Origin of the sequence: Puerhibacterium puerhi, from assembly GCF_009846865.1 — a bacterium.
In the GTDB taxonomy this organism is placed as follows: Bacteria; Actinomycetota; Actinomycetes; order Actinomycetales; family Cellulomonadaceae; genus Puerhibacterium; species Puerhibacterium puerhi.
This window is the reverse complement of sequence record NZ_WUWN01000001.1, coordinates 267,259-290,667: the sequence shown is the minus strand read 5'-3', so window position 1 is coordinate 290,667 and position 23,409 is coordinate 267,259. Positions and strand designations below refer to the sequence as shown.

Below are 23,409 nucleotides of genomic sequence, written 5' to 3'. Positions count from 1 at the left end.
CCGCCCGGGCCACGCACCCGAGCCATCACCCCAGGAGGAGCTCCATGACCGACAACCAGACCGATCAGCTCAGGATCGTCGTCGGCTCGGACGACGCCGGCTTCGACTACAAGGAGGCCATCAAGGCCGACCTGCTCGCGCACGCCGGTGTCGCCTCGGTGGCCGACGTGGGCGTGGACGCCGAGTCGCACACGCCCTACCCGTCGGTGGCGATCGCCGCGGCCGAGATGGTGGCCCGCGGCGAGGCCGACCGCGCGGTCCTGGTGTGCGGCACGGGCCTGGGCGTGGCGATCAGCGCCAACAAGGTGCCCGGCATCCGGGCTGTGACCGCGCACGACTCGTTCTCCGTCGAGCGCTCGATCCTGTCGAACGACGCGCAGGTGCTGTGCCTGGGCCAGCGGGTGGTCGGCCTCGAGCTGGCCCGCCGGCTCGTGCGCGAGTGGCTGACCTACCGGTTCGACCCCGCCAGCGCCTCGGCCGCCAAGGTGCAGGTGCTCTCCGACTACGAGGCCGCGCGCGGCGCGACGGCGGAGCGGGCCGCCGCCGGGGGTGCGGCGTCGTGCTGACCCCGGGGCCCTCCGTCGGCGCGCCGACCCTCACGGTCGGGGTGTCGCTGAAGATGTACTTCGGCCACGCCCGCACCCTGGAGTGGGCCCGCGCCGTCGCCGACGTCGCCCGCGCACACCCCGCCGTCACCGGCGGCCTGGTCGACCTGTTCGTCGTGCCGACGTTCCCGTCGCTGGTGGGCGTCCGCGAGGCGCTGGCCGGCACCGGGGTGCACCTCGGTGCGCAGGACCTGGCCTGGGCCGACGAGGGCGCGTTCACCGGCGAGGTGTCCGGGCGCGAGCTGCGCGAAGTCGGCTGCGACCTCGTCGAGGTCGGCCACGCCGAGCGTCGCCGCCTGTTCGGCGAGGACGACCGGGTCGTGGCCGACAAGGTCCACGCCGCCCTGCGCAACGGCCTGACGCCGCTGCTGTGCGTCGGCGAGGCGAGCGCGCCGGCCGTCCCCGACGGCGCCGTGGCCGCGGCCCTGGCCGCCGTCACCGCCCAGCTCGAGTCGGACCTGTCGGCCGCCGCGGCGGCCGGCGCCCTCGGCCCCGTGCTGGTGGCGTACGAGCCGGTCTGGGCGATCGGCACCCCGGCCCCGGCCCCCGACGCGCACATCGCCGGCGTGCTCGACGGGCTGCGGGCCTGGCTCGACGCCCGGCCCGAGCTGGCCGGCAGCCGCGTGATCTACGGCGGCAGCGCCGGCCCGGGCCTGCTGACCCGCGGCGCCGGGCGCGTCCGCGGCCTGTTCCTCGGCCGGTTCGCGCACGACCCGGCCGCGGTCGCCGCGATCCTCGACGAGGCCCTCGCGCTCGAAGGGGTGGCCGCATGAGCGTCCAGCCCGCGACGGCGACCGGCAGCGACATCGGCCTGAGCACCTACGCCTACTTCTGGCGCATGTCCGAGCGTGCTCCCGCGCCCATGACCCTCGACGACGTCCTGCGGGACACCGCCGCCCAGGGCGTGACGCTGTTCCAGGTGTGCGACCACCTGCCGCTCGACACCGCGTCCGACGAGCGGCTGGCCGAGATCCGGGCGCTGGCCGACGACCTCGGCATCACCCTCGAGGTCGGCACCCGCGGCACCCGCGAGGACCACCTGGAGCGGTACCTGCACGTCGCCGAGGCCCTCGGCGCCACGCTCGTGCGCTCCATGTGGACCAGCGGCGACGACCGCCCGGACGCCGCCGAGCAGCGCCGCCGCCTGCGGGCGGTGCTGCCGCGGTACGAGGCCGCCGGCGTGACCCTCGCGCTGGAGACCTACGAGCAGGTCTCCTCCGCCGAGCTCGTCGACCTGGTGGCGCAGATCGACTCGCCGGCGCTGGGCATCTGCCTGGACCCGGCCAACACCGTCGCCAACCTCGAGCACCCCGACGACGTCGTGGCCCGCTGCGCGCCGTGGACGAGGAGCTGGCACGTCAAGGACTTCGGCTTCACCCGCACCGACGGGTGGGTCGGGTTCCACTACACCGGCGTCCCGACCGGCACGGGCCGGCTGGACTACGCCGGCATCCGCCGGGTGCTGCGCCCCGCCGAGCGCGGCATCAACCAGGTGATCGAGTTCTGGCTGCCGTGGCAGGACGCCGCCGCCGGCGAGACCGACGCCGAGACCACGGTCCGCACCGAGCAGGAGTGGACCACCCTCACCATCGAGTACCTCAGGAGCAGGTCATGACCGACACCCTTCCCACCGAGACCGGCCAGCTGACCGTCGCCGTGATCGGCGCCGGCGGCAAGATGGGCACCCGCGTCTCGAACAACTTCGCCAAGAGCGAGGACTACACGACGCTCTACGCCGAGGCGTCCCCGGCCGGCCGCGAGCGCATCGAGGGTCTGGGCCGCACCGTGACCGACACGCTGGAGGCCGCCCGCGCCGCCGACGTCGTCATCCTCGCCGTGCCGGACGTCGTCCTGGGCGCGGTCTCCGAGGACGTCGTGCCGGTCATGAAGCCGGGCGCCATCGTGCTCACGCTCGACCCGGCCGCCGCCTACGCGGGCCTGCTGGCCCAGCGCGAGGACATCCACTACGCCGTGGCGCACCCGTGCCACCCGTCGGTGTTCCTCGAGCGCACCACCAAGGAGGAGTGGGACGACACGTTCGGCGGCATCGCCGCCCCGCAGGAGGTCGTCGCCGCCCTGGAGAACGGCTCCGACGAGGTCCGCGCGATCGCCGAGGGCGTCATCTCCACGATGTACGCGCCGGTCATCCAGGTGCACTGGGTCACCGTCAAGCAGCTCGCCGTGCTCGAGCCGACGCTGGTCGAGACCATCGCCTGCATGATCGGCGACTTCCTCAACGAGGCCCTCGAGGAGACCGTGAACACGGTCGGCGTGCCGCGCGAGGCCGCCCGCGCCATGCTCTGGGGCCACACCTGGATCGCGCTGACCAACGGCCTGCGCGGCTCGAACCCCTTCTCGGACGCCTGCCACATCGCGATGGGCTACGGCCGCGAGAAGATCATCAAGGAGGACTGGAAGCAGATCTTCGACGACACCGAGCTCGACACGGTGATCGCCAAGATGCTCAAGATCGACGCGGTGCGCCGCTGAGCCTCCGGGCCCTGCGCCCGCCGCCCCCGCCGGGGGCCACCCCTCGGCCGTGGGCACAGGACGCGCCGGGCGATCCGCGGGTCGCCCGGCGTGTCCTGTACCCGCATCCGTATCGACGACGGTGCGGGGTCAGTGGTGGGCGGCGCCCAGCGCGACGAACATCGCCCGGTTGAGGCGGAACGCCTCCTGGGCCTCGGCGACGGCGCGGGCGGTCTCCGCCGCGTCCAGCTCGAGGGCGTCGAGGCGCTCGCGGTAGAGGTCCTTGAACGGCTTGGCCCGGGGGATCTCCGGGAAGTCGTAGAACGCGAGGCCCTCGGCACCCATGCCGTAGTGCCGCTGCATCATCCGCTTGACGACCTGCCCGCCGGACAGGTCGCCGAGGTAGCGGGTGTAGGCGTGCGCCGCGTACTCCGGCAGCCGGGCGCCGACGTCGCGCAGGCGGGCCGCGTAGAGGCGCGTGGCAGGCAGGATGCGCACCTCGTCGCGCCAGCCGGCGCCGTAGAGGTGGGCCAGGTCGCGCTCGATCGACGGCACGCGCTCGAGCTCGTCGAAGACGAGGCCGGCGCCGCGCGGGTCGCGCCGCGCCAGCGCGCTCGCCTCCTCCAGCGCCCGGTAGACCTCGAGCTGCTGGGCGGCCAGGTCGGCGTAGGCGGCGACGTCGAGGCGGCCCGAGAGCAGCTGCTCCACGAAGCCCTGGGACTCGGCGGCCCGGTGCTCGGCGCGGGTGCCCTCGCGCAGCCGGGTCGACAGGGTGGGGGCGGCGACGGACGTGGCGGTCATGGTGCCTCCGATCGGAGGGGGAGGACAGGAGCGGGACCGACCTGACGATCCGTCAGGCTCTGGCTCACGCTAGCAGCCGAAGTTAGGTATGCCTATCCTGCGGTCCGCGACCGGTTCCTGCCCGCCGCCGCGCGCAGGGCGGCGCACAGCCCCCACCCGAGCGCGGCCCCGACCGCGTACCGCAGCAGGTCCGGCGCCCAGAACGTGGTGCCGAGCGCCAGGCGCACCAGCGGCCACCGCGCGGCCAGCTCCGCGGGCACCCCGGTGAGCTGGAACAGCTCGACGGCGGCGCACAGTGTCAGGCCGGCGAGGGCCGCCGACGCCGGGGCGGTGCGCGGCCGCAGGAGCACCACGAGCAGCACGACGAGCGTCGCGTACAGCGCGTCGCCGAGCGGGTCGCCGAGCGCGGGCGGCAGCCCCGCCCGCGCGCCGAGGCCGGCGAGGACGACGACGGCGGCGGCGAGGCCGGCGGCCGGGCGGGAGGTCATCCGCCGCACGCTAGCGGGCGGGCCTGCTGTCCGTGGCGCGCTCCCAGGTCTCGACGTCGCCGGGCACCACGTGGAACAGCGGGTGCGGCTCGGGGGTGAGCACCCCCTCCAGCGCCGCCGCGCGGTCGGGCGAGCGCGCCTGCAGCTTGGCGGTCAGGTGCTGCCACTCGTGCGCCACCTGGCCCGCCGTCACGGGGATCGGCTCGACGGTGCCCGGGCGCTCCACCCGGGCGAGGTCGAACCGGTAGCCGCGCTCGCCCGCCTCCGCGGCCACGGCCACGAGGTACGCCCCGACCGCCGCGGCGGGGTCGGGCTGCGCGCGGAAGCGCTCGAGCTGGGGGTGGTTGCGGTAGCCCTTGGTGCGGTCGAGGAGCACGGCCTGGGCGAGGAGCCCCTCGCGCCAGCACGCCGTGAGCCCCTGCCGGTCGAGGTACCGCGGGTGCAAGGACCAGAGACGCATCCGCCTAGCCTGCCCGCTGCCCGGCGCCCAGGCGCGCCGACCAGCGCTCCCACGGCGGCGCGTCGCGCCAGTTCACCGCCAGGGTGCGGAAGGCACGGCGGAACCGCCGGCGCAGCTGGGCGGCGCCGCGCAGGGACCGCGCCGAGACGTCGACCCGCAACGACCGGTCGAGCCGCACCGGGCCCAGCGGGGTCAGCAGGAACGCCAGGTCGAGGTCGTCGTGCAGCTCCGGGTCGTGGCGGTGCACGCGGTCGCGCACGGCCAGCCACGCCGTCCGGCGCACCGCCATGCTCGAGCCCCACACCGGCAGGTGCGCCAGCGCCAGGAAGCACAGGCCGTAGTACGCCCCCAGGTAGGCGCCGGCCGTCGCGCCGCCCAGCGCGCCGTGCTCGGCGAAGCGGCCGGTGCCCGTGACGGCGACCACCCCCGGCTCCGCGAGCGCGGTGGCGGCCTGCTCCACCCAGCGCGGGCCGGGCACGGAGTCGGCGTCCAGGCGGCCGACGACGTCGCCGGTCGCGGCGTCGTACCCGGCGGCCGCGGCGGCCGGGATGCCCGGGCGCGGCTCGGCCACCACGCGCGCGCCGTGCGCGCGGGCGACGGCGGCCGTGTCGTCGCGCGAGGCGTTGTCGACCACGATCACCTCCGCCGGGGCCACGGTCTGCGCGGCGAGCGCGCGCAGGCACCGGCGCAGCGCGCGGGCGTCGTCGCGCGCGGGGACGACGACGCTCACCGTCGGCAGCGTCCGTCGCGGGCCGGGGCTCACCGCAGCGCTACCCAGATGAGCAGCTGCGTCACCAGGAACCCGGTGACGAAGTTGAGCCACAGGAACCGCTGCCACCCGGCGTGGGCGCGCTCGCAGTCGGCGTCGGCCAGCGACCGGTACGGCGCGACGCTCGCCAGGTACGGCAGCGCGAGCAGGCCGGCGAGCCCGCCGGGCCAGCCGGCCAGCGCGACGACGACACCGGCGGCGGCGTAGAGCGCCATCGCCAGGCGCACGGTGCGCGCCGCGCCCAGCCACGTGGCCACCGACGCGATCCCGGCGGCCCGGTCGGCCTCGACGTCCTGCACCGCCCCGAACGCCTGGGACGCCATCCCCCACAGGAAGAAGCCCGCCAGCGCCGCCACGGCCGCCCGCGAGGGCTCGCCCCCGGCCAGCACCAGGCCGAAGACGGCGGGGCTGACGAAGTGCGTGCTGGAGGTGACCGAGTCCAGCAGCGGCCGCTCCTTGAACCGCAGCCGCGGGGCGGAGTAGGCGACCACCGCGAACACGCTCACCGCCAGCACCGCCGTCGAGCCCGCGCTCCCCACGGCCACGAGGTAGGCCAGGAAGGGCACGTTCGCCACGACGGCGGCGAGGACAGTCAGGCGGTGCCAGCGGCGGGACAGCACCACGCCCTCGATGCCGCCCTTGCGCGGGTTGCGCAGGTCGGACTCGTAGTCGAAGACGTCGTTGAGCCCGTACATCAGCAGGTTGTACGGCACCAGGAAGTACAGCGTCCCCAGCACGAACGTGGCGTCGACGCCGCCGCCCGCCATCAGGTACGCCGCCCCGAAGGGGTAGGCGGTGTTCACCCAGCTCACCGGGCGCGAGGCGCCCAGCAGCTGGCGGACCGCCGACGTGGCGGGGGCGGCGGCCGCGGTCATCGCTGCGTCCTCTCGTCGGCCACGTCCTCGTGCCCGCCCAGCAGCTCCCACAGCGCCGGCAGCAGGAGGACGGCGGCCACCGGCCACGCGAGGTCCTCGACCGGCGCCAGCCAGATGCGCGCCCCGGCGAGCGCTGCCTCGTCGTAGCGGAACAGGTCGGCCAGGATCATCAGGCTGTCGAAGACGGCGGTCAGCACCAGCAGCGCCGCGGCCACGGCAGCGGTGGCCGCCCACCAGCGCCGGCCGGGGCGCCGCGCCACGGCGGCGACGACGGCGAGCGCGGCGGCGCCCGCGACGAAGACCAGCGCCAGCCCGAGGTAGGTCATCGCCGCCCCCTCCCCGGGGCGCCCGCGGCCCCCCGCCGCGCGCCGCGCGGGCGGCGCGCGGCGAGCGCGCGGCGGGCCAGGCCGTGCGCCACCAGCGTGAGGTAGCACAGGAACGTGATGAAGAAGAGCTCCTCGAGCGGCAGCTCCGGCGCCAGCATCACGCCGGTCGTCCCCGCGCTGCCGCCGCGCTCGTAGAACCCGGCGTCGATCGCCACCACGTCCCACACCAGGAAGAACGCGACGCCGACCGCGAGCACCGCCACGCCGCGCCGCGCGTCCGCCCACAGCACCAGGCGGTAGCGGTGGTCGAGCAGCGCCATGCACGCGAGCGCGACGACCAGCGCCGCGAGGTACGCCAGCCCGGTCACGGCGCCCCCACCCGCGGCCGGCGCGCCCGGGTGGGGGCGCGCGAGCCGGCGCGGCCCGCCGCGCCCGGGGCGCCGACCTCCCGGCGCACCCGGTCGCGCAGGATCTCCGCGCTGATCAGGCACATCGGCAGCCCGACGCCGGGGATGGTGCCCGAGCCGGCGTAGTAGAGCCCGGCGACCTTGCGCGAGGCGTTCCCGGCGCGGAGGAACGCGCTCTGGCGCAGGGTGTGCCCGGGCCCGAGCATGCCGCCGCGCCAGGCGTGCAGGTCGGCGGCGAAGTCGCCGGGCCCGACCGTGCGGCGCACCACGACCCGCTCCGCCAGGTCGGGCACGCCGGCCCAGCGCGCGAGTTGGTCGATCGCCGCGTCGGCCACGCGCTCGACGGCCGGGGCGCCGCGGCCGTCGACGCCCCCGCGCCCGAGGCCCGGGTCGGCGGGCACCGGGACCAGCACGAAGAGGTTCTCGTGGTCCGGCGGCGCCACCGTCGGGTCGGTGCGGGACGGCGCGCACACGTACGCGGAGGCGGGCTCGGGGACGACGCCGGCGGCGATGTCGGCGAAGTTGCGCCGCCAGTCGCGGGTGAACAGCAGGGTGTGGTGGGCCAGCTGCGGCACCCGCCCGCGCACGCCGAGCATCGCCAGCACGCCGCCGGGGCCCGGGTCGCGCCGGCGCCACCAGGCCTCGGGATAGGTCTGCAGCGCCGGCGGCAGCAGCCGGGTCTCGACGTGGTGCAGGTCGGCGGCGCCCACCACCAGGGCGGCGGGCAGGTGGCGCTCGACGCCGCCGGGGTCGGTGCAGCGCACGCCGGTCACCGCGGCGTGGCGGCCCGCCCGGCCCGGGCGGGCGCCCTCGGCACCCGCGCCCTCGGCACCCGCGCCCTCGGCACCCGCGCCGGCGGCACCCGCGCCGGTGGCGCGCGTCGTGACGGCCGTGACCTCCCAGCCGGTGCGCAGCCGCGCGCCGGCCTCCCGCGCGACGTCGGCGAGCGCGTCCACGAGGCGGCCGAAGCCGCCGCGCGGGTAGCGGACGCCGCCCTCGAGGTCGAGGGCGCTCATCAGGTGGTACATGCTCGGCGCGCGGTCGGGGGAGGTGCCCAGGAACACCGCCGGGTAGCCGAGCACCTGCCGCAGCCGCGGCTCGCGGAACCGGCGGGCGACGAAGGACTCGAGCGACCGCAGCAGCAGGGGAGCGAGCCGGTGCCCCTGCAGCGCCACCTCCGGGTGCAGCAGCCCGCCCGGCGTGTCGAAGCTCGTGTAGAGGAAGCGGCGCAGCGCGGTCTCGTAGGTGCTGCGCGCCGAGCGCAGGTACCGGTCCAGCGCGGCGCCGGCGCCCGGCTCGGCCGCCTCGAACGTCGCGAGGTTGGCCGCGCGGTCCGCCACGACCTCCAGCGGGTCGCCGTCCTCGAACAGCACCCGGTAGGCGGGGTCCAGCGTCACCAGGTCGAGGCGCTCGGCCAGCGTGGTGCCGGCCTCGGCGAAGAACCGCTCGAACACCTCGGGCATGAGCAGCCACGACGGTCCGGTGTCGAAGCGGAACCCGCCGGACTCCCACGTCCCGGCGCGGCCGCCCACGGCGTCGGACCGCTCCAGCACGTCCACGCTCCAGCCGTCCCGGGCCAGCAGGGCCGCCGTGGCCAGGCCGGCGACGCCGCCGCCGACGACGACGGCGGACCGTTCGGCGCTCACCCGCGCCCGCCGGTGACGAGCACGCGCGCCAGCACGGCGGCCTTGACCCGGTCGGGCACCCGCACGCGCTCGCGGCGGATCACGTCCGCCGGTGTGCTGCGCAGGCGCCGCGCGAGCTCGGCGAACAGGCCGTGCGCCGCCGCCACCGCCACGCGGCTGGACGGCGGCAGGTCCGGCAGGGCGGCGGCGGCGACCGCGAGGTCGTCGTCGACGTCGTCGAGGACGCCGTCCCGGTCGGCGTCGGTGAGCCGCGCGCAGTCCACGCCCGGCAGGTACGACCGGCCGCGCACCCCGTGGTCCTCGGCGACGTCGCGCAGGAAGTTGAGCTTCTGGAACGCCGCGCCGAGGCGGGCGGCGGCCGGCGCGAGCCGCTCGTAGGCGGCGCCGTCGCCGTCGACGAAGACGCGCAGGCACATCAGGCCCACCACCTCGGCCGACCCGTGCACGTACTCGCGGTAGCTCTGCGGGTCGTGCGTCGTGACGGTGAGGTCGGCGCGCATCGACCGGAAGAACGGCTCGATCAGCGCGCGCTCGATGCCGGCGTGCCGGGCCGTGCCGGCGAAGGCGTGGACCACGAGGTTGGCGCTGCGGCCCGTGCGCAGGGCCGTGTACGTCTCGGCCTCCAGGGCGTCGAGCGCCGCGCCGCGCGCGTCGTCGGCCCACCCGCCCGGTTCGTCGACGATCTCGTCGGCGAGCCGCACGAGCGCGTAGACGTTGCGCACGTGCGTGCGCACGGGCTCGGCGAGCAGGCGGCACGCCCAGCCGAACGACGTCGAGTACCCGCGGATCACCGCCGCGGCGCTGGCGCTGGCCACGCGGTCGTACCGGGTCGCGGCCGGGCGCCCCGCGCGCGGGGCGACGAGCGTCATGCGTCGCGCCCGACGAGGGCGACGGTGTCGGCCCACTGCTCGAGCACGGGGGCCACGGGCAGGTGCGCCACGGTCTCGCGCGCCTCCCGCACCAGGTCGGCGACGAGGTCCTCGACGTACTGCCGGGCGCCGCACTCGATCATGAGGTCGCGCACGCGCTCCAGCTCCGCCAGCCCGGCGGTCGGGTCCCCCACCACGGGGGCGATCTCGGGCCAGGCCGGCGTCGAGCGGGCGTAGGCGACGAGCGGCGTGTACCTGCCCTCGCGCAGGTCGGACGCGGGGTCCTTGCCGGTGCCCCCGTGGTCCCCGTACAGCTCGTCGACGTCGTCGCGCAGCTGGTAGGCCAGCCCGAGGAGGGCCCCGTACCGCGACAGGGCGTCGACGACGCCCTCCGGGGCCTCGGCCAGCAGCGCGGCGAGCTCGAGGGGCAGCTGGAAGGAGTAGACGGCCGTCTTGTGCTCGGCCATGCGCAGGGCCTCGGTGACGTCGTGCCGTCCGCCGAGCGCGAGCCGGACGTCGGTGAGCTCCCCGGCCACGGTGACGCACAGGGCGCGGTCCAGCGCCTCGAGCAGGCGGTAGACGACCGCGGGCTCCGCGCCGCACAGCGCCACGGTGCGCACCGCGCCGGCGAGGGCGAGGTCACCGACGAGGATGCCCGCGGCGTCGCCGTAGCGCGCCGAGCGCCGGGCGTCGGCGCCGTCGGCCAGGGCCCGCGCGGCGAAGGTCCCGGAGACGTTCGGCCGGCCGCGTCGGACGGTGTCGCCGTCCACGACGTCGTCGTGGGTGACCAGCGCGGTGTGCAGCAGCTCGACGCCCGCCGCGACCTCGGCCGCGACCTGCGGCTGCGTGCCGCCGAGCGCCTCGTAGACGGTGGTCAGCAGGTGCGGGCGCACGCGCTTGCCGCCGGTGGCAGCGGTGTCGAGCGCGTCCTGCAGCGCATCGTGGTCCGCGGTCCCGTCGGGCGTGCGGCCGGTCGCGAGCGCGCGCGTGAGGGCCTGCTCCGCCTTCGACCCGGCCTGCCTCGCCCTCGACCCGGCCTGCTGCGTCATCGTGACCGCGCTCCGGCGAAGGGCCAGGCGGGCAGCGGGGCGCCCGCCGTCTCGTGCCCGAGGCCGACCAGCTCGGCCACCTGCTCGACCATCCACGGGCTCAGCGCCCACGGGGCGCCCGCGACCGCGCGCACCAGGTCGGTGGCGTCCACCCAGCGGTGGTCCACGAGCTCCTCCGGGTTCGGCCGGATCTCCGCGTCCACCCGGGCGGCGTACACGGGGCACAGCTCGTTCTCCACGACGCCGCTCGGGTCGACGGCGCGGTAGCGGAAGGCCGGCAGCAGGCAGGTCAGCCCGGTGATGCTGGTGCCCAGCTCCCGGTCGGCGTACCGGTGGACGGCGTCCTCGACGTCCTCCTGCGGACGCGGGTGCCCGCAGAAGGAGTTCGTCCACACCCCGGGCCAGGTCCGCTTGGTCAGCGCGCGGCGGGTCACCAGCACGCGGCCGTCGTCGTCGTGCAGGTAGCAGGAGAACGCCAGGTGGAGCGGCGTGGTGGCGTCGTGGACCGTGGCGCGCGGCGCCGTCCCGACGGGCATGCCCTCGTCGGAGAGCAGGACCACGGCGTCGGTGCTGTCAGCGGTCTGCGTCACTGGGAAGTACTCCTCGGGCCGGACCTCCGTCCACCCTACCTCGGGGTGGCCCCGTCCGCACCCGGGGCGGACCGGTGCCCTTGCCCGCCCGGCTCAGGGGTCGGTGACCAGCCCGGCGGGCGAGGTCAGCTCGGGCGCGGGTCCGCGGCCTGCAGCTGTTCGACGACGGAGTCCAGGTGCGCGGCGACGGCGGCCTCGGCGGCATCGGGGTCACCCGCCACGACGCCGTCGATGATGGCCAGGTGCTGGGGCAGCGACTGCGCCGGGCGCCCCGGCCGGAGCGCGAGCCGGAACTGGTAGCGGACCATCTGGCCGTTGAGACGCTCGAGCTGGCGACGGGCCACCTCCTGCCCGCTCGCCTGCACCACCAGCTCGTGCAGGCGCCGGTTGAGGCCGGAGTACGTGTCCACCGCGCCGGCGGCCACCGCATCCCTCATCTGTGCGCCGATCTGGACGAGCTCCTCGCGCTGCGCGGGCGACGCGAGCACCGCGGCCTTCCGGGCGCAGAGCCGCTCGAGCGCCGCGCGGCACTCGGTGATCTGCACCGCCTCGGCGACCGAGACCACGCGCACGCGCGCGCCGCGCCGCGGCACGAGCTCGACGAGGTCGTCCGCGGCGAGGTCCATCAGGGCCTCGCGGACGGCGCTGCGGGTCACCCCGTAGTCGTCGGCCAGGTCCTGCTCCACCAGCCGTTGACCCGGCGCGAGGTCCCCGACGCGCAAGGCCTGGCGGATCTGCGCGCCCACCTTGCGGCGCCCCTCGGCTCCGGTGAGCCGCACAGCCGTCACCTCGGCTCCTTCCGTGGGTCGGTGCTCGCGCGCTGTCGCGCCGGCACGAGCGTACTGTCCTGTCGGCCACCTGCCCGGTCGTCTCACAGTTTGTCGACTTTCTTGTCAACAATCTCGTCGACGATTAGCGTGACGCCAGTCACCTCACCGAGGAGGAACCGATGACCACCGACGCCGTGGACGGTGTGGCCGTGCCCCGCAGGCGCGGCGACCAGACCGCCGTGCCGTGCCTGTTCATGCGCGGAGGCACGTCCCGCGGGCCGTTCTTCGACGCTCGCCTGCTGCCCCCGGACCCGGCCGCGCGCGACGCGGTCCTGCTCGCCGCGCTCGGCTCGCCCGACGCGCGGCAGATCGACGGCCTGGGCGGAGCCCACCCGCTGACGAGCAAGGTCGGCCTGGTGCGTCCCGGCACCGTGCCGGGCGTCGACGTCGAGTGGCAGTTCGGTCAGGTGCAGCCCGTCGGTGACGTGGTCGACACCACCCCGAACTGCGGCAACATGCTCGCTGCCGTGCTGCCGTTCGCCATCGAGACCGGGATGGTGACGCCGGGCGGCGACACCACCACCGCCCGCGTGCTGACGCGCAACACGGGGATGGTCGCCGAGGTCACCGTGCGCACGCCGGTGGGGGAGGACGCTCGGCGGCACGTCGCGTACGGCGGTGGCGCCCGCATCGACGGCGTTCCCGGCACGGCGGCACCCGTCGAGATCGCCTTCCTGGACACCGCGGGATCGGTCGCGGGGGCGCTGCTGCCGACCGGCCGGGTGCGGGACACCGTCGCGGTCGACGGGCTGGGAGACGTCGACGTGACGCTCATCGACAACGGTCAGCCGCTGGTCGTCGTGGCGGCCGAGCGCCTGGGGGCCACGGGCTACGAGACCCCGGCCGAGATCGACGCCGACGACCGGCTCAGGGACCGGGTCGAACGGCTGCGGCTCGTCTGCGGGCGGGCCATGGGCCTCGGCGACGTGAGAGCGAGGAACTATCCGAAGATGACGCTCGTGGCGCCACCCCGGGCGGGCGGGACCATCGCCACGCGCTCGCTCATCCCGCACGTCGCCCACCAGTCCATCGGCGTGCTGGCCGCCGTCACTGCCGCCACAGCGTGCGTGCTGGAGGGCAGCGTGGCGCGCGACGTCGCCACGCCCGTGGAGGGCACGGAGGTCACCGTCTCGGTCGAGCACCCGTCGGGCGAGTTCTCCGTCACGCTCGGCCTCGACCCCGCCGACCCGCAGCGGGTCGTCCGCTCCGCGCTGCTGCGCACCGCCCGCCTGCTCATGGTCGGCGAGGTGCTCGTCCCCCGGGCCGTGTGGGACCCGGGCGCCGACGCCGCCGCCACCCGCACCACCCCGGAGGTCCTCGCATGATCATCGACGTCCACGGCCACTACACGACCGCGCCCGCGCCGCTCGCCGCGTGGCGCGACGCCCAGGTGGCCGCGCTGGGCGACCCCACGCGGGCGCCCGACCCGGCCGGGCCGCGCATCAGCGACGACCAGATCCGCGAGAGCATCGAGGCCAACCAGCTGCGCCAGATGGACGAGCGCGGCATCGACGTCACGGTGTTCTCGCCCCGCGCGTCGTTCATGGCCCACCACGTGGGCGACCTGGCGACCTCGACGGCCTGGGCCCGCATCTGCAACGACCTGTGCCACCGCGTCGCCGAGCTGTACCCCGACCGGTTCGCCCCCGCCGCGATGCTGCCGCAGTCGCCGGGCGCCGACCCGGCCACGAGCGTGGCAGAGCTGGAGCGGGCCGTGACCGAGCTCGGCGCCGTGGCCGTGAACCTCAACCCGGACCCCTCGGGTGGGCACTGGACCTCGCCGCCGCTGACGGACCGCTCCTGGTACCCGCTCTACGAGACGATGGTCGAGCTCGACGTGCCCGGCATGGTGCACGTCTCCACCAGCTGCAACGCCGCCTTCCACACCACGGGCGCGCACTACCTCAACGCCGACACCACGGCGTTCATGCAGCTGCTGCAGGGCGACCTGTTCGCCGACTTCCCCACGCTGCGGCTCGTGGTGCCGCACGGCGGCGGCGCGGTGCCCTACCACTGGGGTCGCTTCCGCGGGCTGGCGCAGGCGCTCGGCAAGCCGGAGCCGGAGGAGCACCTGCTGGGGAACGTCTTCTTCGACACGTGCGTCTACCACCAGCCCGGCATCGACCTGCTGCTGGACGTGATCCCGGCGACGAACGTGCTGTTCGCCTCGGAGATGATCGGCGCCGTCCGCGGCGTCGACCCGCGCACCGGCCACCACTTCGACGACACCCGCCGCTACGTCGAGAAGGCCGGGCTGTCGCCGCAGGACCTGGTGGCGGTGCAGGAGCGCAACGCGAGGGCGGTCTACCCGCGCCTCGACGCCCGACTGGCCCGCCAGGGCCGCTGAGCAGGAAGGAGCCCGACGTGCACGAGCTGGGCGTCGTCCACCAGAAGATCACCCGCGCCGACCGCGAGGCGGTCGAGGCGCTGCGGCCCTTCGGGGTCGCCACCGTCCACGAGGCGATGGGCCGGCTGGGCCTCATGCGCCCGTACCTGCGTCCCGTCTACGCAGGCGCCCGCCTCTGCGGGACCGCCGTGACCGTCCTGCTGCAGCCGGGCGACAACTGGATGCTGCACGTGGCGGCCGAGCAGGTGCAGCCGGGCGACGTCGTCGTCGCGGCGTGCACCACCGAGAGCGAGGACGGGTTCTTCGGCGAGCTGCTCGCCACGTCGCTGCGCGCGCGCGGCGCCGCCGGCCTGGTCATCGACGGCGGCTGCCGCGACGTCGACGCCCTGCGGGAGATGGACTTTCCGGTGTTCTCCCGCGCGATCAACGCCAAGGGCACCGTCAAGGCCACCCTGGGCTCGGTCAACGTCCCGGTGGTGTGCGCCAACGCGCTGGTCACGCCCGGCGACGTCGTCGTCGCCGACGCCGACGGCGTCGTCGTCGTGCCCTCCGCCCGGGCCGCCGAGGTGGCCGCGGCCTCGGCGCGGCGCGAGGCCGCCGAGGAGGGCAAGCGAGCCCGGTTCGCCGCCGGCGAGCTGGGCCTGGACATGTACGCGATGCGCGAGCCGCTGGCCGCCGCCGGCCTGCGCTACGTCGACTGAGGGGAGGACCGATGACCACCGCCACCCAGGTCACGCCCGGCTGGCTCGACTGGTACCACGGGCCGAGCACGCCGCAGTTCGTGCTGCCCGAGGGCACCGTGGACGCGCACTGCCACGTCTTCGGCCCAGCGGCGCGCTTCCCGTACGCGCCGGAGCGCAAGTACACCCCCACCGACGCGTCCAAGGACGACCTGTTCGCCCTGCGTGACCACCTGGGGGTCAGCCGCAACGTCATCGTGCAGGCCACCTGCCACGGTGCCGACAACAGCGCCATGGTCGACGCGCTGCAGGCCGCCGGCGGCCGCGCCCGTGGCGTGGCGACGGTGCGCCCCGACGTCCCCGAGGCCGAGCTGCGTCGCCTGCACGACGCCGGCGTGCGGGGCGTCCGCTTCAACTTCGTGCGCCGGCTCGTGGACGCCGCGCCCACGGACGCGCTGGCCACGATCGCCCGCAGGATCGCGCCCCTGGGCTGGCACGTGGTGATCTACTTCGAGGCCGCCGACCTGGCGGAGCTCGCCCCCTTCTTCGCCTCGCTGCCCACGCCGTTGGTCGTCGACCACATGGGTCGGCCCGACGTCGCCCAGCCCGTGGACGGGCCCCAGTTCGCGCGGTTCCTGCGGTTCGTGGAGGCGAACGACGTCTGGGTCAAGGTCTCGTGCCCCGAGCGCCTCTCCGCGACCGGCCCGCGCGCGCTCGACGGCGAGCGCCGGCCCTACCGCGACGTGGTGCCGTTCGCGCGCACCGTCGTCGAGGAGTTCGGCGACCGCGTGCTCTGGGGCACCGACTGGCCGCACCCCAACCTCACGGACCACATGCCCGACGACGGGCTGCTCGTCGACTACGTCCCGCAGATCGCGACCACCGCGGACCAGCAGCGGCGCCTGCTGGTCGACAACCCCATGCGCCTCTACTGGCCGGGCGAGGACGCCTGACCCCTCTCGAAGGAGCTCGCAGTGCAGCACTCCAACGCGGCGAACCGGCTCGACCGGCTGCCGCTCACCCGGTTCCACAAGGTCACACTCGTGGCGGTCGCGTTCGCGTACTTCTTCGAGTTCGCGGACATCAACACCTTTGCCATCACGGCCCCGCGCGTGCGCGAGCTGTGGGGCTCGGACGTCAACCACATCGCCTACGTGACGTCGCTGTCCTTCGTGGGCATGTTCATCGGCTCGGTCGTGGCGGGCGGGCTGGCCGACCGGCTGGGCCGCAAGCGCACGCTGACCATCACGACGCTGTGGTTCGCGCTGTTCTCGTTCGCGTCGGTCTTCGCGTGGGACATGGCCTCGCTCGGCGCCTTCCGTGTGCTGACCTCGGCCGGCCTGTCGGCGATGACCGTCGTGGCCGTCGTCTACATCAACGAGCTCTACCCCCGCCGCGCGCGCGGCAAGTACCAGGCCTACGCCATCGTCATCGGCATCTGCGGCACGCCGGTCACGAACCTCATCGCCTCCTTCGTGGTGCCGCTGACCGACTGGTCGTGGCGCCTGGTGTACCTGTGGGGCGCGCTCGGTGTGTTCTTCCTGCTCTTCGTCGGCAGGCTCGAGGAGTCCCCGCAGTGGTACGAGAGCCGCGGTCGCGTCGAGGAGGCCGACGCCGTGCTGCGCCGGATCGAGGCGCGCGTGGCACGCGAGGCCGGCGTCGAGCTGGCGCCGGCCGCCGCCCCCGTCGTCGAGCCGCCACGGCCCAAGGCGTCGGTGTCGCTGCTGCTGCAGAAGAAGTACCTGTTCCCGACGATCCTGCTGTCGGTCCTGTGGATCACCCAGACCATCGGGTTCTTCGGGTACTCGAGCTGGGCGCCGACACTGCTGGCCGCCGAGGGCATCAGCGTGGAGGACTCGATCTTCTACATCGCGCTGACGACGGTCGGCGCCCCGCTCGGCTCGTTCCTGGCGTCCGTCGTGACCGACCGGTTCGAGCGCAAGTGGTGCCTGGTGGTCTTCGGCCTGGTCATCGCCGTCAGCGGCCTGCTGTACGGCCTGACCTTCCACCCTGTGCTCATCGTGGTGTTCGGGTTCATGGTCAACCTGTTCGAGCGCGGCTACACGGCCCTCGCGTACGCCTACTCGCCGGAGCTGTACGACACCCACGGCCGCTCGCTCGGCACCAGCGTCTCCTACGGCCTGGGCCGGCTGTCCAACGCCGTCGGCCCGCTGGTCATCGCGGGCCTGTACACCGGCTCCGGGTACCGCAGCGTCTTCTTCTTCATCGCCGGCACCTGGGTCGTGGGCGCGCTGGCGCTGGCGATCTTCGGCCCGGCCACCCGCCGGCGCCGCCTGGCGGAGGCCGCCGGGCAGCCGGAGCTCGCGCAGGCCTGAGCGCAGCGCGTCCCGGGCCGCCGGGAGACCCCCGGGACGTGCCCGCCGCTCACGCGCCGCCGGCCACCAGGCCGGCGGCGCGCGCCGCCGTCCGCAGGTCGGCCACCAGCGCGTCGAACGCCTCGTCCCAGCCGCCCTTGCCGCGCAGGCGCAGCAGCGCCGACGGGTGGGTGGTGACGAGGACGGCGGCCGGCGCCCCGCCGACGTCCGGCGCGTCGTCGAGCAGCCGGCCGCGCAGCTGGGTCACCCGGACCGCCCTGCCCAGGACGGCGCGGGCCGCGGTGGCGCCGAGCGCCACGACGACGCGCGGTCGCACGGCGGCCAGCTCCGCGCTCAGCCACGGCAGGCAGGCGTGCACGTGCGCGACGTCGGGCGTCTTGTGCAGGCGCCGCTTCCCGCGCTCCTCGAAGCGGAAGTGCTTGACGGCGTTGGTCACGTAGACGGCGTCGGGCGCGACGCCGGCGGCGGCGAGGGCGTCGTGCAGCACGCGGCCCGCCGGCCCGACGAACGGCTCGCCCTCGCGGTCCTCGGAGTCGCCCGGCTGCTCGCCGACCAGCACCAGCGGCGCGTCGGGCGGGCCGTCCGAGAACACCACCTGCGTGGCGGGCGCCCACAGCTCGCAGCCGCGGCAGGCGCGGGCCGCCTGCGCCAGCGCGGGCACGTCGGCGTCCGCCGGCACCCACTCCTGCGCGCCGGGCCGCTCGGGCGCCGGGGTCCGTGCGTTCGTCGTCGCCACTCCTCGTCCTCCTCGGGTGCTCCCTCGGGTCCGCCGGCCGTCCCCGCGGACGCCGTCGGGGCCAGCCCACCAGGTCATCGGGCCGTTCGCCGCCGGTAGGCTCGGCCGCATGGGGTGGAGCTTCGGTCGTCGTCGGCCCGTCACGTACCTGCTGGGCCAGCCGGTCGACCCGTACCCGGCCCAGCCCCCGGAGGCCCGGCGCGGGCGCGTGCTGCGCATCACCGAGATCGGCGAGCCCGTGCTGCACACGCCGGCGCGCGAGGTCACCGCGTTCTCGACGCCCGAGCTGGCGCGCCTGATCGACGACATGTTCGCCACGATGGAGGTGGCCGAGGGCGTGGGCCTCGCGGCGCCGCAGGTCGGGGTCGACCTGCGGGTGTTCGTCTACGACCTCACCGACGAGCGCGGCGACCGGCACGTGGGTCACGTGGTCAACCCCGTCCTCGAGATGGACCTGGAGTCCGACCTGGAGACGGAGGACGAGGGCTGCCTGTCGGTGCCGGGCGCCTACGAGCCGCTGGCGCGCCCGAGCGTGGCGCGGGTGCGCGGCGTGGACCAGCACGGGGCGCCGGTGGAGCTGGAGGGGGTCGGCTTCCTGGCCCGCTGCTTCATCCACGAGTCGCAGCACCTGGACGGCACCCTGTACTGGGACCACCTGGCGCCCGAGCACCAGGCCGACGCCCTGCGCCAGCGCGACGAGGAGCGCCCGCACGTCCTGGCGGCGCGCCACGAGATCGCCGTCGAGCTCGGCAAGAAGCCCGCCGAGTACCCGGAGCAGCCCGCCGGCGGTCGCTGACCGGGTCGCGGCCGGCCTCAGCCGAGGCCGCGCACCCAGGCGGCGACGGCGTCGGCCACCTCGGCGTCGCGCCCGCGCACGTCGTGGGCGCCGGGCAGGGTCACCCGCGTGACGGGCCCGGGGATCGCCTCCGCGTGCTGCGCCAGCTCCTCGGGGCTGCCGAAGGGGTCCCGGTCGCCGGAGACGAAGAGCACCGGCACCCGCAGGTCCCCGAAGTGCTCGACGCGCAGGCGCTCCGGCTTGCCCGGGGGGTGCAGCGGGTAGCTCAGCAGCACCAGCCCGGCCGCGGGGAGCCCCTGCGCCACCGCCATCGAGCACATGCGCCCGCCGTAGGACCGCCCGCCGAGCAGCAGGTGCCGGGTGCCCACGCCGAGCGACCGCGCGAACCGCCCCGCCTCCCGCTCGAGGTGCGCGACCGCGACGGGCGGGCGGTCCGGCACCCGCTTGCCGGCGAGGCGGTAGGGGAAGTCGAGGCGCTCGGTGGGCAGGGGCGCGACGGCGGCCTCGACCGCGACGAGGGTGTGGTGGTCGCGGCCGGCGCCGGCGCCGGGCGTGAGGACGAGGCCGGCGGGGGAGCCGGTCGGGGCTGCGGGCATGCGCCCAGTCTGCCGTCCCGGACGGCGCGCCGGCCGCCGCCCGCAGCGGCCGGACCGATGCTGACACCGCGGTGTGTGAACGCTCACATTCGCCCCGGTCCGGCGGGATCGCGCCGTTTACATCGATTACCTTGAGCGCGTTGCACACCATCGTGCCTCGCCTTCCACGCCGTGGTGGGGCCTCCCGACGAGGGGACATTGATCGATGACTGATCAGATCGGTGCGAACCCGATCGTGCTCCAGCGCGCCGACCCGTGCGTGCTGCGCCACGACGGGCAGTACTACTTCACCGGCTCCTACCCGCTCTACGACCGCATCGTCCTGCGGCGTGCGGAGCGGCTCGAGGATCTCCAGGCGGCGCCGGAGGTGACGATCTGGCGCCGTCACGAGTCCGGGCCGCAGTCCCACCTGATCTGGGCCCCGGAGATCCACCGGGTCGACGGGAGGTGGTACGTCTACTTCGCCGCCGCGCCCGACGACGCCGTCACGGTCGACGTGCCGGGCTCGGACGACACGTTCAACCACCGGGTCTTCGTCCTGGAGTGCGCCGACGCCGACCCGCTCACCGGCACGTGGGTGGAGCGCGGACAGGTCGACACCGGCTGGGAGTCGTTCGCCCTCGACGCCACGAGCTTCGTGCGCGACGGCGTGCAGTACCTCGTGTGGGCGCAGCAGGACGCCGAGATCAAGGGGCACTCGAACCTCTACATCGCCAGCATGGCGAACCCGTGGACGCTCGCCACGCCGGCGGTGCTGCTCAGCCGGCCGGAGTTCGACTGGGAGACCCAGGGCTTCTGGGTCAACGAGGGCCCGTCGGTGCTGCAGCGCGACGGGCGGCTGTACCTGACGTACTCCGGCTCGGCCACGGGGATCGACTACGCCATGGGCCTGCTCACCGCCGACGCCGACGCCGACCTGCTGGACCCGGCGTCGTGGGCCAAGAGCCCCGAGCCCGTCTTCGTCAGCGACCCGGCGGCCGGCCAGTACGGCCCCGGCCACAACTCGTTCACCGAGTCCCCGGACGGCGGCGTCGTCCTCGTCTACCACTCGCGGACCTACACCGAGATCACCGGCGACCCGCTGTACGACCCCAACCGCCACGCCTGCGCCCAGGTGCTGCCGTTCGACGCCGACGGCGACCCGGTGTGGGGCACCCCGCTGGCGAACACCCGACCCACCCCCACCTCGACCGAGGTGCTCGACCCGTGTGGACGATTCTGATGAGCGACGCTGCTCCCGCCACCGCTGCCACCCCGCCGAGCGCGCGGGCCTCGCTGACGAAGCCCTCCTTCTGGAACTTCGGCGGCCTGTTCTTCTTCTACTTCGCGATCTGGCAGCTGGCCTTCACCTTCCTGCCGCGCTGGCTCGAGACCGAGGCCGGCATGGGCTCGGGCGCCCGCGGCCTCGTCAGCTCGGTGATGGCCCTGACCGCGTTCTGCCTGCAGCCGTTCTACGGCTACATCCAGGACCGCCTCGGGCTGCGCAAGAACCTCTTCGCCTTCGTCGTGCTCATGGGCGCGCTGACCGGCCCGTTCTTCGCCTTCGTCTTCGTCCCGGTCGCGCAGGCCAACGAGTACCTCGGCGCCGTCGTCGGCGGCACCTTCCTGTCGCTGTCCCTCAACGCGGGCGTCGGCATCGTCGAGGCGTTCAACGAGCGCAGCTCGCGCGCCCTCGGCTTCGAGTACGGCCACGTGCGGCTGTTCGGCTCGGTCGCCGGCGCCCTCGCCTCCCTCGTCGGTGGTTTCATCTGGGCCTCCGACCCGGACAACGTGTGGTGGGCCGGCTCGTTCTCCGCCGTCGTGCTCGGCGTGCTCCTGCTCGTCGCGCGCACCCCGAGGACCCAGCAGGCGGCGGAGGCCGCCGGCGGGCCGGCGGCACAGGAGCCGAAGACGCGCGTGAGCATGGCGACCGTCCGGCAGCTGCTGACGAACCGCTCGTTCGTCGGGTTCATGGTGCTGATGTTCGGCACCGCCGCGCTGTACGACGTGTTCGACCAGCAGTTCCCGAACTACTTCGCCCGGTTCGTCACCGGCGACCTCGACCCGCAGGTGCTGTTCTCCCGCATCGTGTTCGTCCAGATCCTCGCCGAGGCGCTGATCATGGTCGTCACGCCGTTCATCATCAACAAGATCGGCGCGAAGAACGGCCTCATGGTCTTCGGCGCGATCCTCGTGGTGCGCGTGCTGGGCTCGGCGCTCTTCACGCACACCAGCCTGCTGATCGTGTGGCGCCTGCTCGCCGCCGTCGAGATGCCGTTCATGCTCATCTCGGTGATGAAGTACATCACCCGGATGTTCGACGTCCGCATCTCCGCGACGGCCTACATGATCGGCTTCAACATGGCCAAGCAGGTGGGCATCGTCATCTTCTCGGCGGTGTTCGGCTTCGCCTACGACGCGATCGGCTTCGGCCACACCTACCTGATCATGGCCGTGGTGATCGCCGCGGTCACGGTGGTGGCGGCGCTGATCATGCGCGACGACCGGCACCACGCCCTGACCGGTGGCGTCGACGGGGCGGCCGGCGGCGGCCCGGCGCGCGACGACGTGCCGGTCGCGTCCGCCGACCCGGTGGCCAGCGGTCGCTGACGGCGCGGGCCTGCTCCGCCGGCACGTCCTGACGGGGCCGCACCCACCAGGGTGCGGCCCCGCGCGCCGTCCGCCGTCACGATCGAGGACGCCTGCTGTCCGGGACGGCTGGCACGGTGGCGTCACCGACCGAGAGGAGACCCTCAGCGGACCACCGTGACCGGGCAGGCCGCGTACTCCAGCACCTGCCGGCTCGTGGAGCCCAGCAGCAGGCGGTCGAACCCGCCCATCCCGCGGGCCCCCACCACCACGCGGCCGGCCGTCGCCGACTCCTCGACGAGCGCCTTGGCCGCCGGGGCGTGCACGACGGTGCGCACCAGGCGGTCGGCCGGCAGCGTGACGCCGGTCTTCGCCAGCGCCCGCTCGACCAGCTCGTCGAGCCGCGCGGCCGCGAACTTCTCGTACTCGTCGATCGGCGGCGCGTACCCCCACGACCCGGGCAGCGGCGCCAGCGTGGTGATCTGCCAGGCGAACACCGCCTCGAGCACGCAGCCGACCGTCGCGGCCACCTGCAGGCCGTGGCACAGCGCCGCGGCGCTGGCCGACGAGGTGTCGACGCCGACGACGATGCGGCCCGGCCGGTCGGTCGGCGGCGCCGGCTCCTCCGGCGGGTGCGGCCGGTCCTTGCGCACCACCGTCACGGGCACCTCGACGCGCTCGACCACCTCGGAGGACACCGAGCCGAGCACCAGCCGGCCGATCCGCCCGCGCCGTCGCCGGCCGAGCACCAGCATCTCCGCGTCCGCCGCGGCCTCCAGCAGCGCGTCGGTCGCCCCACCCTCGGCGAGCTCGACCGACGCCTCGACCCGCGCGCCGGTGCGCCGGCGCGCGGCGTCGAGGATCCCCAGCACCTGCTCGCGGCGCCGCTCGACCTCCTCGGCGTACTCGTCCGGCTGCATCCCGCGCCGGCCCGGCCAGACGTAGACGGCCACGAGCGGCAGTCCCCGCCACTGCGCCTCGTGCAGGGCCCAGTCGAGGGCCTCGTCCGACTCCGCCGAACCGCTGACTCCCACCACGACGCCCCGCATCGCGCCCACGCCCCTCCGTCGCCCTGCACCTCGCCCGGCCACCTCGCCCGGCCGCCTCGCCGTGCCGCCTCGCCGTGCCGCCTCGCCGTGCCGCCTCGCCGTGCCGCCTCGCCGTGC

General features: G+C 75.1%; 27 protein-coding genes. 12 read left to right on the top strand and 15 right to left on the bottom strand.

Going from position 1 to position 23,409, the window contains the following annotated elements:
• Positions 1-44: 44 nt before the first annotated feature.
• From GSF02_RS01375 to GSF02_RS01360, 4 genes are read left to right on the top strand one after another with little or no spacing between them, the layout of a single operon-like run.
• Positions 45-566, top strand: coding sequence for a ribose-5-phosphate isomerase (locus GSF02_RS01375; protein ID WP_159791954.1), 522 nt, complete (start codon positions 45-47; stop codon positions 564-566).
• A complete protein-coding gene (locus GSF02_RS01370) occupies positions 560-1,378 on the top strand; it encodes a triose-phosphate isomerase family protein (protein ID WP_235915288.1) in 819 nt (272 codons plus the stop codon). Before GSF02_RS01375 ends, GSF02_RS01370 begins: the two co-directional genes overlap by 7 nt.
• Positions 1,375-2,220, top strand: a complete 846-nt coding sequence (locus GSF02_RS01365; RefSeq protein WP_159791952.1) for a sugar phosphate isomerase/epimerase family protein — start codon at positions 1,375-1,377, stop codon at positions 2,218-2,220. The genes GSF02_RS01370 and GSF02_RS01365 overlap by 4 nt, the downstream gene beginning before the upstream one ends.
• The gene (locus tag GSF02_RS01360; protein ID WP_159791950.1) at positions 2,217-3,095 is read left to right on the top strand and encodes a phosphogluconate dehydrogenase C-terminal domain-containing protein; all 879 of its coding nucleotides are present in this window, start codon (positions 2,217-2,219) and stop codon (positions 3,093-3,095) included. The genes GSF02_RS01365 and GSF02_RS01360 overlap by 4 nt, the downstream gene beginning before the upstream one ends.
• A 129-nt stretch (positions 3,096-3,224) precedes the next feature.
• Here the strand turns inward: GSF02_RS01360 and GSF02_RS01355 are convergent, their stop codons facing one another.
• The 12 genes from GSF02_RS01355 to GSF02_RS01300 form a co-directional block, all read right to left on the bottom strand.
• A complete protein-coding gene (locus GSF02_RS01355; RefSeq protein WP_159791948.1) occupies positions 3,225-3,875 on the bottom strand; it encodes a biliverdin-producing heme oxygenase in 651 nt (216 codons plus the stop codon).
• Between the two features lie 92 nt (positions 3,876-3,967).
• Positions 3,968-4,363, bottom strand: a complete 396-nt coding sequence (locus GSF02_RS01350; protein WP_159791946.1) for a ribosomal maturation YjgA family protein — start codon at positions 4,361-4,363, stop codon at positions 3,968-3,970.
• Positions 4,364-4,373: 10 nt separating this feature from the next.
• Positions 4,374-4,823 carry a pyrimidine dimer DNA glycosylase/endonuclease V gene (locus GSF02_RS01345; protein ID WP_159791944.1) on the bottom strand — a complete coding sequence of 150 codons (450 nt, stop codon included), beginning with the start codon at positions 4,821-4,823 and terminating at the stop codon, positions 4,374-4,376.
• A gap of 4 nt (positions 4,824-4,827) precedes the next feature.
• A complete protein-coding gene (locus GSF02_RS01340; RefSeq protein ID WP_235915287.1) occupies positions 4,828-5,553 on the bottom strand; it encodes a glycosyltransferase family A protein in 726 nt (241 codons plus the stop codon).
• Between the two features lie 29 nt (positions 5,554-5,582).
• Positions 5,583-6,467 (bottom strand): prenyltransferase, encoded by an 885-nt coding sequence (locus GSF02_RS01335; RefSeq protein ID WP_159791940.1) that lies wholly within the window; start codon positions 6,465-6,467, stop codon positions 5,583-5,585.
• On the bottom strand, positions 6,464-6,793 hold the full coding sequence (locus GSF02_RS01330) for a lycopene cyclase domain-containing protein (RefSeq protein WP_159791938.1): 330 nt from the start codon (positions 6,791-6,793) through the stop codon (positions 6,464-6,466). Before GSF02_RS01330 ends, GSF02_RS01335 begins: the two co-directional genes overlap by 4 nt.
• Positions 6,790-7,161, bottom strand: coding sequence for a lycopene cyclase domain-containing protein (locus GSF02_RS01325; protein ID WP_159791936.1), 372 nt, complete (start codon positions 7,159-7,161; stop codon positions 6,790-6,792). Before GSF02_RS01325 ends, GSF02_RS01330 begins: the two co-directional genes overlap by 4 nt.
• Positions 7,158-8,846, bottom strand: a complete 1,689-nt coding sequence (gene crtI / locus GSF02_RS01320; RefSeq protein WP_159791934.1) for a phytoene desaturase family protein — start codon at positions 8,844-8,846, stop codon at positions 7,158-7,160. The genes GSF02_RS01325 and crtI overlap by 4 nt, the downstream gene beginning before the upstream one ends.
• On the bottom strand, positions 8,843-9,715 hold the full coding sequence (locus tag GSF02_RS01315) for a phytoene/squalene synthase family protein (RefSeq protein WP_159791932.1): 873 nt from the start codon (positions 9,713-9,715) through the stop codon (positions 8,843-8,845). Before GSF02_RS01315 ends, crtI begins: the two co-directional genes overlap by 4 nt.
• Positions 9,712-10,764, bottom strand: coding sequence for a polyprenyl synthetase family protein (locus GSF02_RS01310; RefSeq protein WP_159791930.1), 1,053 nt, complete (start codon positions 10,762-10,764; stop codon positions 9,712-9,714). The genes GSF02_RS01315 and GSF02_RS01310 overlap by 4 nt, the downstream gene beginning before the upstream one ends.
• Entirely contained in the window at positions 10,761-11,354 is a 594-nt protein-coding gene (idi, locus tag GSF02_RS01305; RefSeq protein ID WP_268892819.1) for an isopentenyl-diphosphate Delta-isomerase, read from the bottom strand. The genes GSF02_RS01310 and idi overlap by 4 nt, the downstream gene beginning before the upstream one ends.
• 125 nt (positions 11,355-11,479) lie before the next feature.
• Positions 11,480-12,142: a GntR family transcriptional regulator gene (locus GSF02_RS01300; RefSeq protein ID WP_159791928.1), complete on the bottom strand. Its 663-nt coding sequence runs from the start codon at positions 12,140-12,142 to the stop codon at positions 11,480-11,482.
• A 161-nt stretch (positions 12,143-12,303) separates the two neighbouring features.
• Between GSF02_RS01300 and GSF02_RS01295 the strand changes: the two genes are divergently transcribed.
• The 5 genes from GSF02_RS01295 to GSF02_RS01275 are packed head-to-tail and all read left to right on the top strand — an operon-like array spanning position 12,304 to position 17,547.
• A complete protein-coding gene (locus GSF02_RS01295; protein WP_159791926.1) occupies positions 12,304-13,509 on the top strand; it encodes a 4-oxalomesaconate tautomerase in 1,206 nt (401 codons plus the stop codon).
• Positions 13,506-14,531, top strand: a complete 1,026-nt coding sequence (locus GSF02_RS01290) for an amidohydrolase family protein (protein WP_159791924.1) — start codon at positions 13,506-13,508, stop codon at positions 14,529-14,531. The genes GSF02_RS01295 and GSF02_RS01290 overlap by 4 nt, the downstream gene beginning before the upstream one ends.
• 17 nt (positions 14,532-14,548) lie before the next feature.
• Positions 14,549-15,232 carry a 4-carboxy-4-hydroxy-2-oxoadipate aldolase/oxaloacetate decarboxylase gene (gene ligK, locus GSF02_RS01285; RefSeq protein ID WP_159791922.1) on the top strand — a complete coding sequence of 228 codons (684 nt, stop codon included), beginning with the start codon at positions 14,549-14,551 and terminating at the stop codon, positions 15,230-15,232.
• A gap of 11 nt (positions 15,233-15,243) precedes the next feature.
• Positions 15,244-16,164 carry an amidohydrolase family protein gene (locus tag GSF02_RS01280; protein WP_159791920.1) on the top strand — a complete coding sequence of 307 codons (921 nt, stop codon included), beginning with the start codon at positions 15,244-15,246 and terminating at the stop codon, positions 16,162-16,164.
• A gap of 21 nt (positions 16,165-16,185) precedes the next feature.
• Positions 16,186-17,547: an MFS transporter gene (locus GSF02_RS01275; protein WP_159791919.1), complete on the top strand. Its 1,362-nt coding sequence runs from the start codon at positions 16,186-16,188 to the stop codon at positions 17,545-17,547.
• Between the two features lie 49 nt (positions 17,548-17,596).
• On the opposite strand, the gene GSF02_RS01270 is transcribed toward GSF02_RS01275, so the two are convergent.
• Positions 17,597-18,283 carry a UdgX family uracil-DNA binding protein gene (locus GSF02_RS01270; RefSeq protein ID WP_235915286.1) on the bottom strand — a complete coding sequence of 229 codons (687 nt, stop codon included), beginning with the start codon at positions 18,281-18,283 and terminating at the stop codon, positions 17,597-17,599.
• Positions 18,284-18,392: 109 nt separating this feature from the next.
• Between GSF02_RS01270 and def the strand changes: the two genes are divergently transcribed.
• Positions 18,393-19,079: a peptide deformylase gene (def, locus tag GSF02_RS01265; protein ID WP_159791915.1), complete on the top strand. Its 687-nt coding sequence runs from the start codon at positions 18,393-18,395 to the stop codon at positions 19,077-19,079.
• Positions 19,080-19,096: 17 nt separating this feature from the next.
• On the opposite strand, the gene GSF02_RS01260 is transcribed toward def, so the two are convergent.
• Positions 19,097-19,675, bottom strand: a complete 579-nt coding sequence (locus GSF02_RS01260; RefSeq protein ID WP_159791913.1) for an alpha/beta hydrolase family protein — start codon at positions 19,673-19,675, stop codon at positions 19,097-19,099.
• 205 nt (positions 19,676-19,880) lie between these two features.
• Here GSF02_RS01260 and GSF02_RS01255 point away from each other — a divergent pair, with 205 nt between their 5' ends.
• Together GSF02_RS01255 and GSF02_RS01250 are read left to right on the top strand one after the other, a co-directional pair.
• Positions 19,881-20,897 carry a glycoside hydrolase family 43 protein gene (locus GSF02_RS01255; RefSeq protein WP_159791911.1) on the top strand — a complete coding sequence of 339 codons (1,017 nt, stop codon included), beginning with the start codon at positions 19,881-19,883 and terminating at the stop codon, positions 20,895-20,897.
• Positions 20,897-22,264, top strand: a complete 1,368-nt coding sequence (locus GSF02_RS01250; RefSeq protein ID WP_159791909.1) for an oligosaccharide MFS transporter — start codon at positions 20,897-20,899, stop codon at positions 22,262-22,264. The genes GSF02_RS01255 and GSF02_RS01250 overlap by 1 nt, the downstream gene beginning before the upstream one ends.
• 143 nt (positions 22,265-22,407) lie before the next feature.
• Here GSF02_RS01250 and GSF02_RS01245 read toward each other — a convergent pair whose 3' ends face one another.
• On the bottom strand, positions 22,408-23,292 hold the full coding sequence (locus GSF02_RS01245; RefSeq protein WP_159792123.1) for a universal stress protein: 885 nt from the start codon (positions 23,290-23,292) through the stop codon (positions 22,408-22,410).
• Positions 23,293-23,409 lie beyond the last annotated feature (117 nt).

Excerpts from the sequence above, each read along its gene's own strand:
- GSF02_RS01245 (WP_159792123.1), bottom strand. The coding sequence starts at position 23,292 with ATGCGGGGCGTCGTGGTGGGAGTCAGCGGTTCGGCGGAGTCGGACGAG.
- GSF02_RS01330 (WP_159791938.1), bottom strand. The coding sequence starts at position 6,793 with ATGACCTACCTCGGGCTGGCGCTGGTCTTCGTCGCGGGCGCCGCCGCG.
- GSF02_RS01345 (WP_159791944.1), bottom strand. The coding sequence starts at position 4,823 with ATGCGTCTCTGGTCCTTGCACCCGCGGTACCTCGACCGGCAGGGGCTC.
- GSF02_RS01315 (WP_159791932.1), bottom strand. The coding sequence starts at position 9,715 with ATGACGCTCGTCGCCCCGCGCGCGGGGCGCCCGGCCGCGACCCGGTAC.
- GSF02_RS01280 (WP_159791920.1), top strand. The coding sequence starts at position 15,244 with ATGACCACCGCCACCCAGGTCACGCCCGGCTGGCTCGACTGGTACCAC.
- GSF02_RS01335 (WP_159791940.1), bottom strand. The coding sequence starts at position 6,467 with ATGACCGCGGCCGCCGCCCCCGCCACGTCGGCGGTCCGCCAGCTGCTG.
- GSF02_RS01255 (WP_159791911.1), top strand. The coding sequence starts at position 19,881 with ATGACTGATCAGATCGGTGCGAACCCGATCGTGCTCCAGCGCGCCGAC.
- GSF02_RS01350 (WP_159791946.1), bottom strand. The coding sequence starts at position 4,363 with ATGACCTCCCGCCCGGCCGCCGGCCTCGCCGCCGCCGTCGTCGTCCTC.
- GSF02_RS01310 (WP_159791930.1), bottom strand. The coding sequence starts at position 10,764 with ATGACGCAGCAGGCCGGGTCGAGGGCGAGGCAGGCCGGGTCGAAGGCG.
- GSF02_RS01250 (WP_159791909.1), top strand. The coding sequence starts at position 20,897 with ATGAGCGACGCTGCTCCCGCCACCGCTGCCACCCCGCCGAGCGCGCGG.
- GSF02_RS01295 (WP_159791926.1), top strand. The coding sequence starts at position 12,304 with ATGACCACCGACGCCGTGGACGGTGTGGCCGTGCCCCGCAGGCGCGGC.
- def (WP_159791915.1), top strand. The coding sequence starts at position 18,393 with ATGGGGTGGAGCTTCGGTCGTCGTCGGCCCGTCACGTACCTGCTGGGC.
- GSF02_RS01355 (WP_159791948.1), bottom strand. The coding sequence starts at position 3,875 with ATGACCGCCACGTCCGTCGCCGCCCCCACCCTGTCGACCCGGCTGCGC.
- GSF02_RS01360 (WP_159791950.1), top strand. The coding sequence starts at position 2,217 with ATGACCGACACCCTTCCCACCGAGACCGGCCAGCTGACCGTCGCCGTG.
- GSF02_RS01290 (WP_159791924.1), top strand. The coding sequence starts at position 13,506 with ATGATCATCGACGTCCACGGCCACTACACGACCGCGCCCGCGCCGCTC.
- GSF02_RS01365 (WP_159791952.1), top strand. The coding sequence starts at position 1,375 with ATGAGCGTCCAGCCCGCGACGGCGACCGGCAGCGACATCGGCCTGAGC.
- GSF02_RS01375 (WP_159791954.1), top strand. The coding sequence starts at position 45 with ATGACCGACAACCAGACCGATCAGCTCAGGATCGTCGTCGGCTCGGAC.
- GSF02_RS01260 (WP_159791913.1), bottom strand. The coding sequence starts at position 19,675 with ATGCCCGCAGCCCCGACCGGCTCCCCCGCCGGCCTCGTCCTCACGCCC.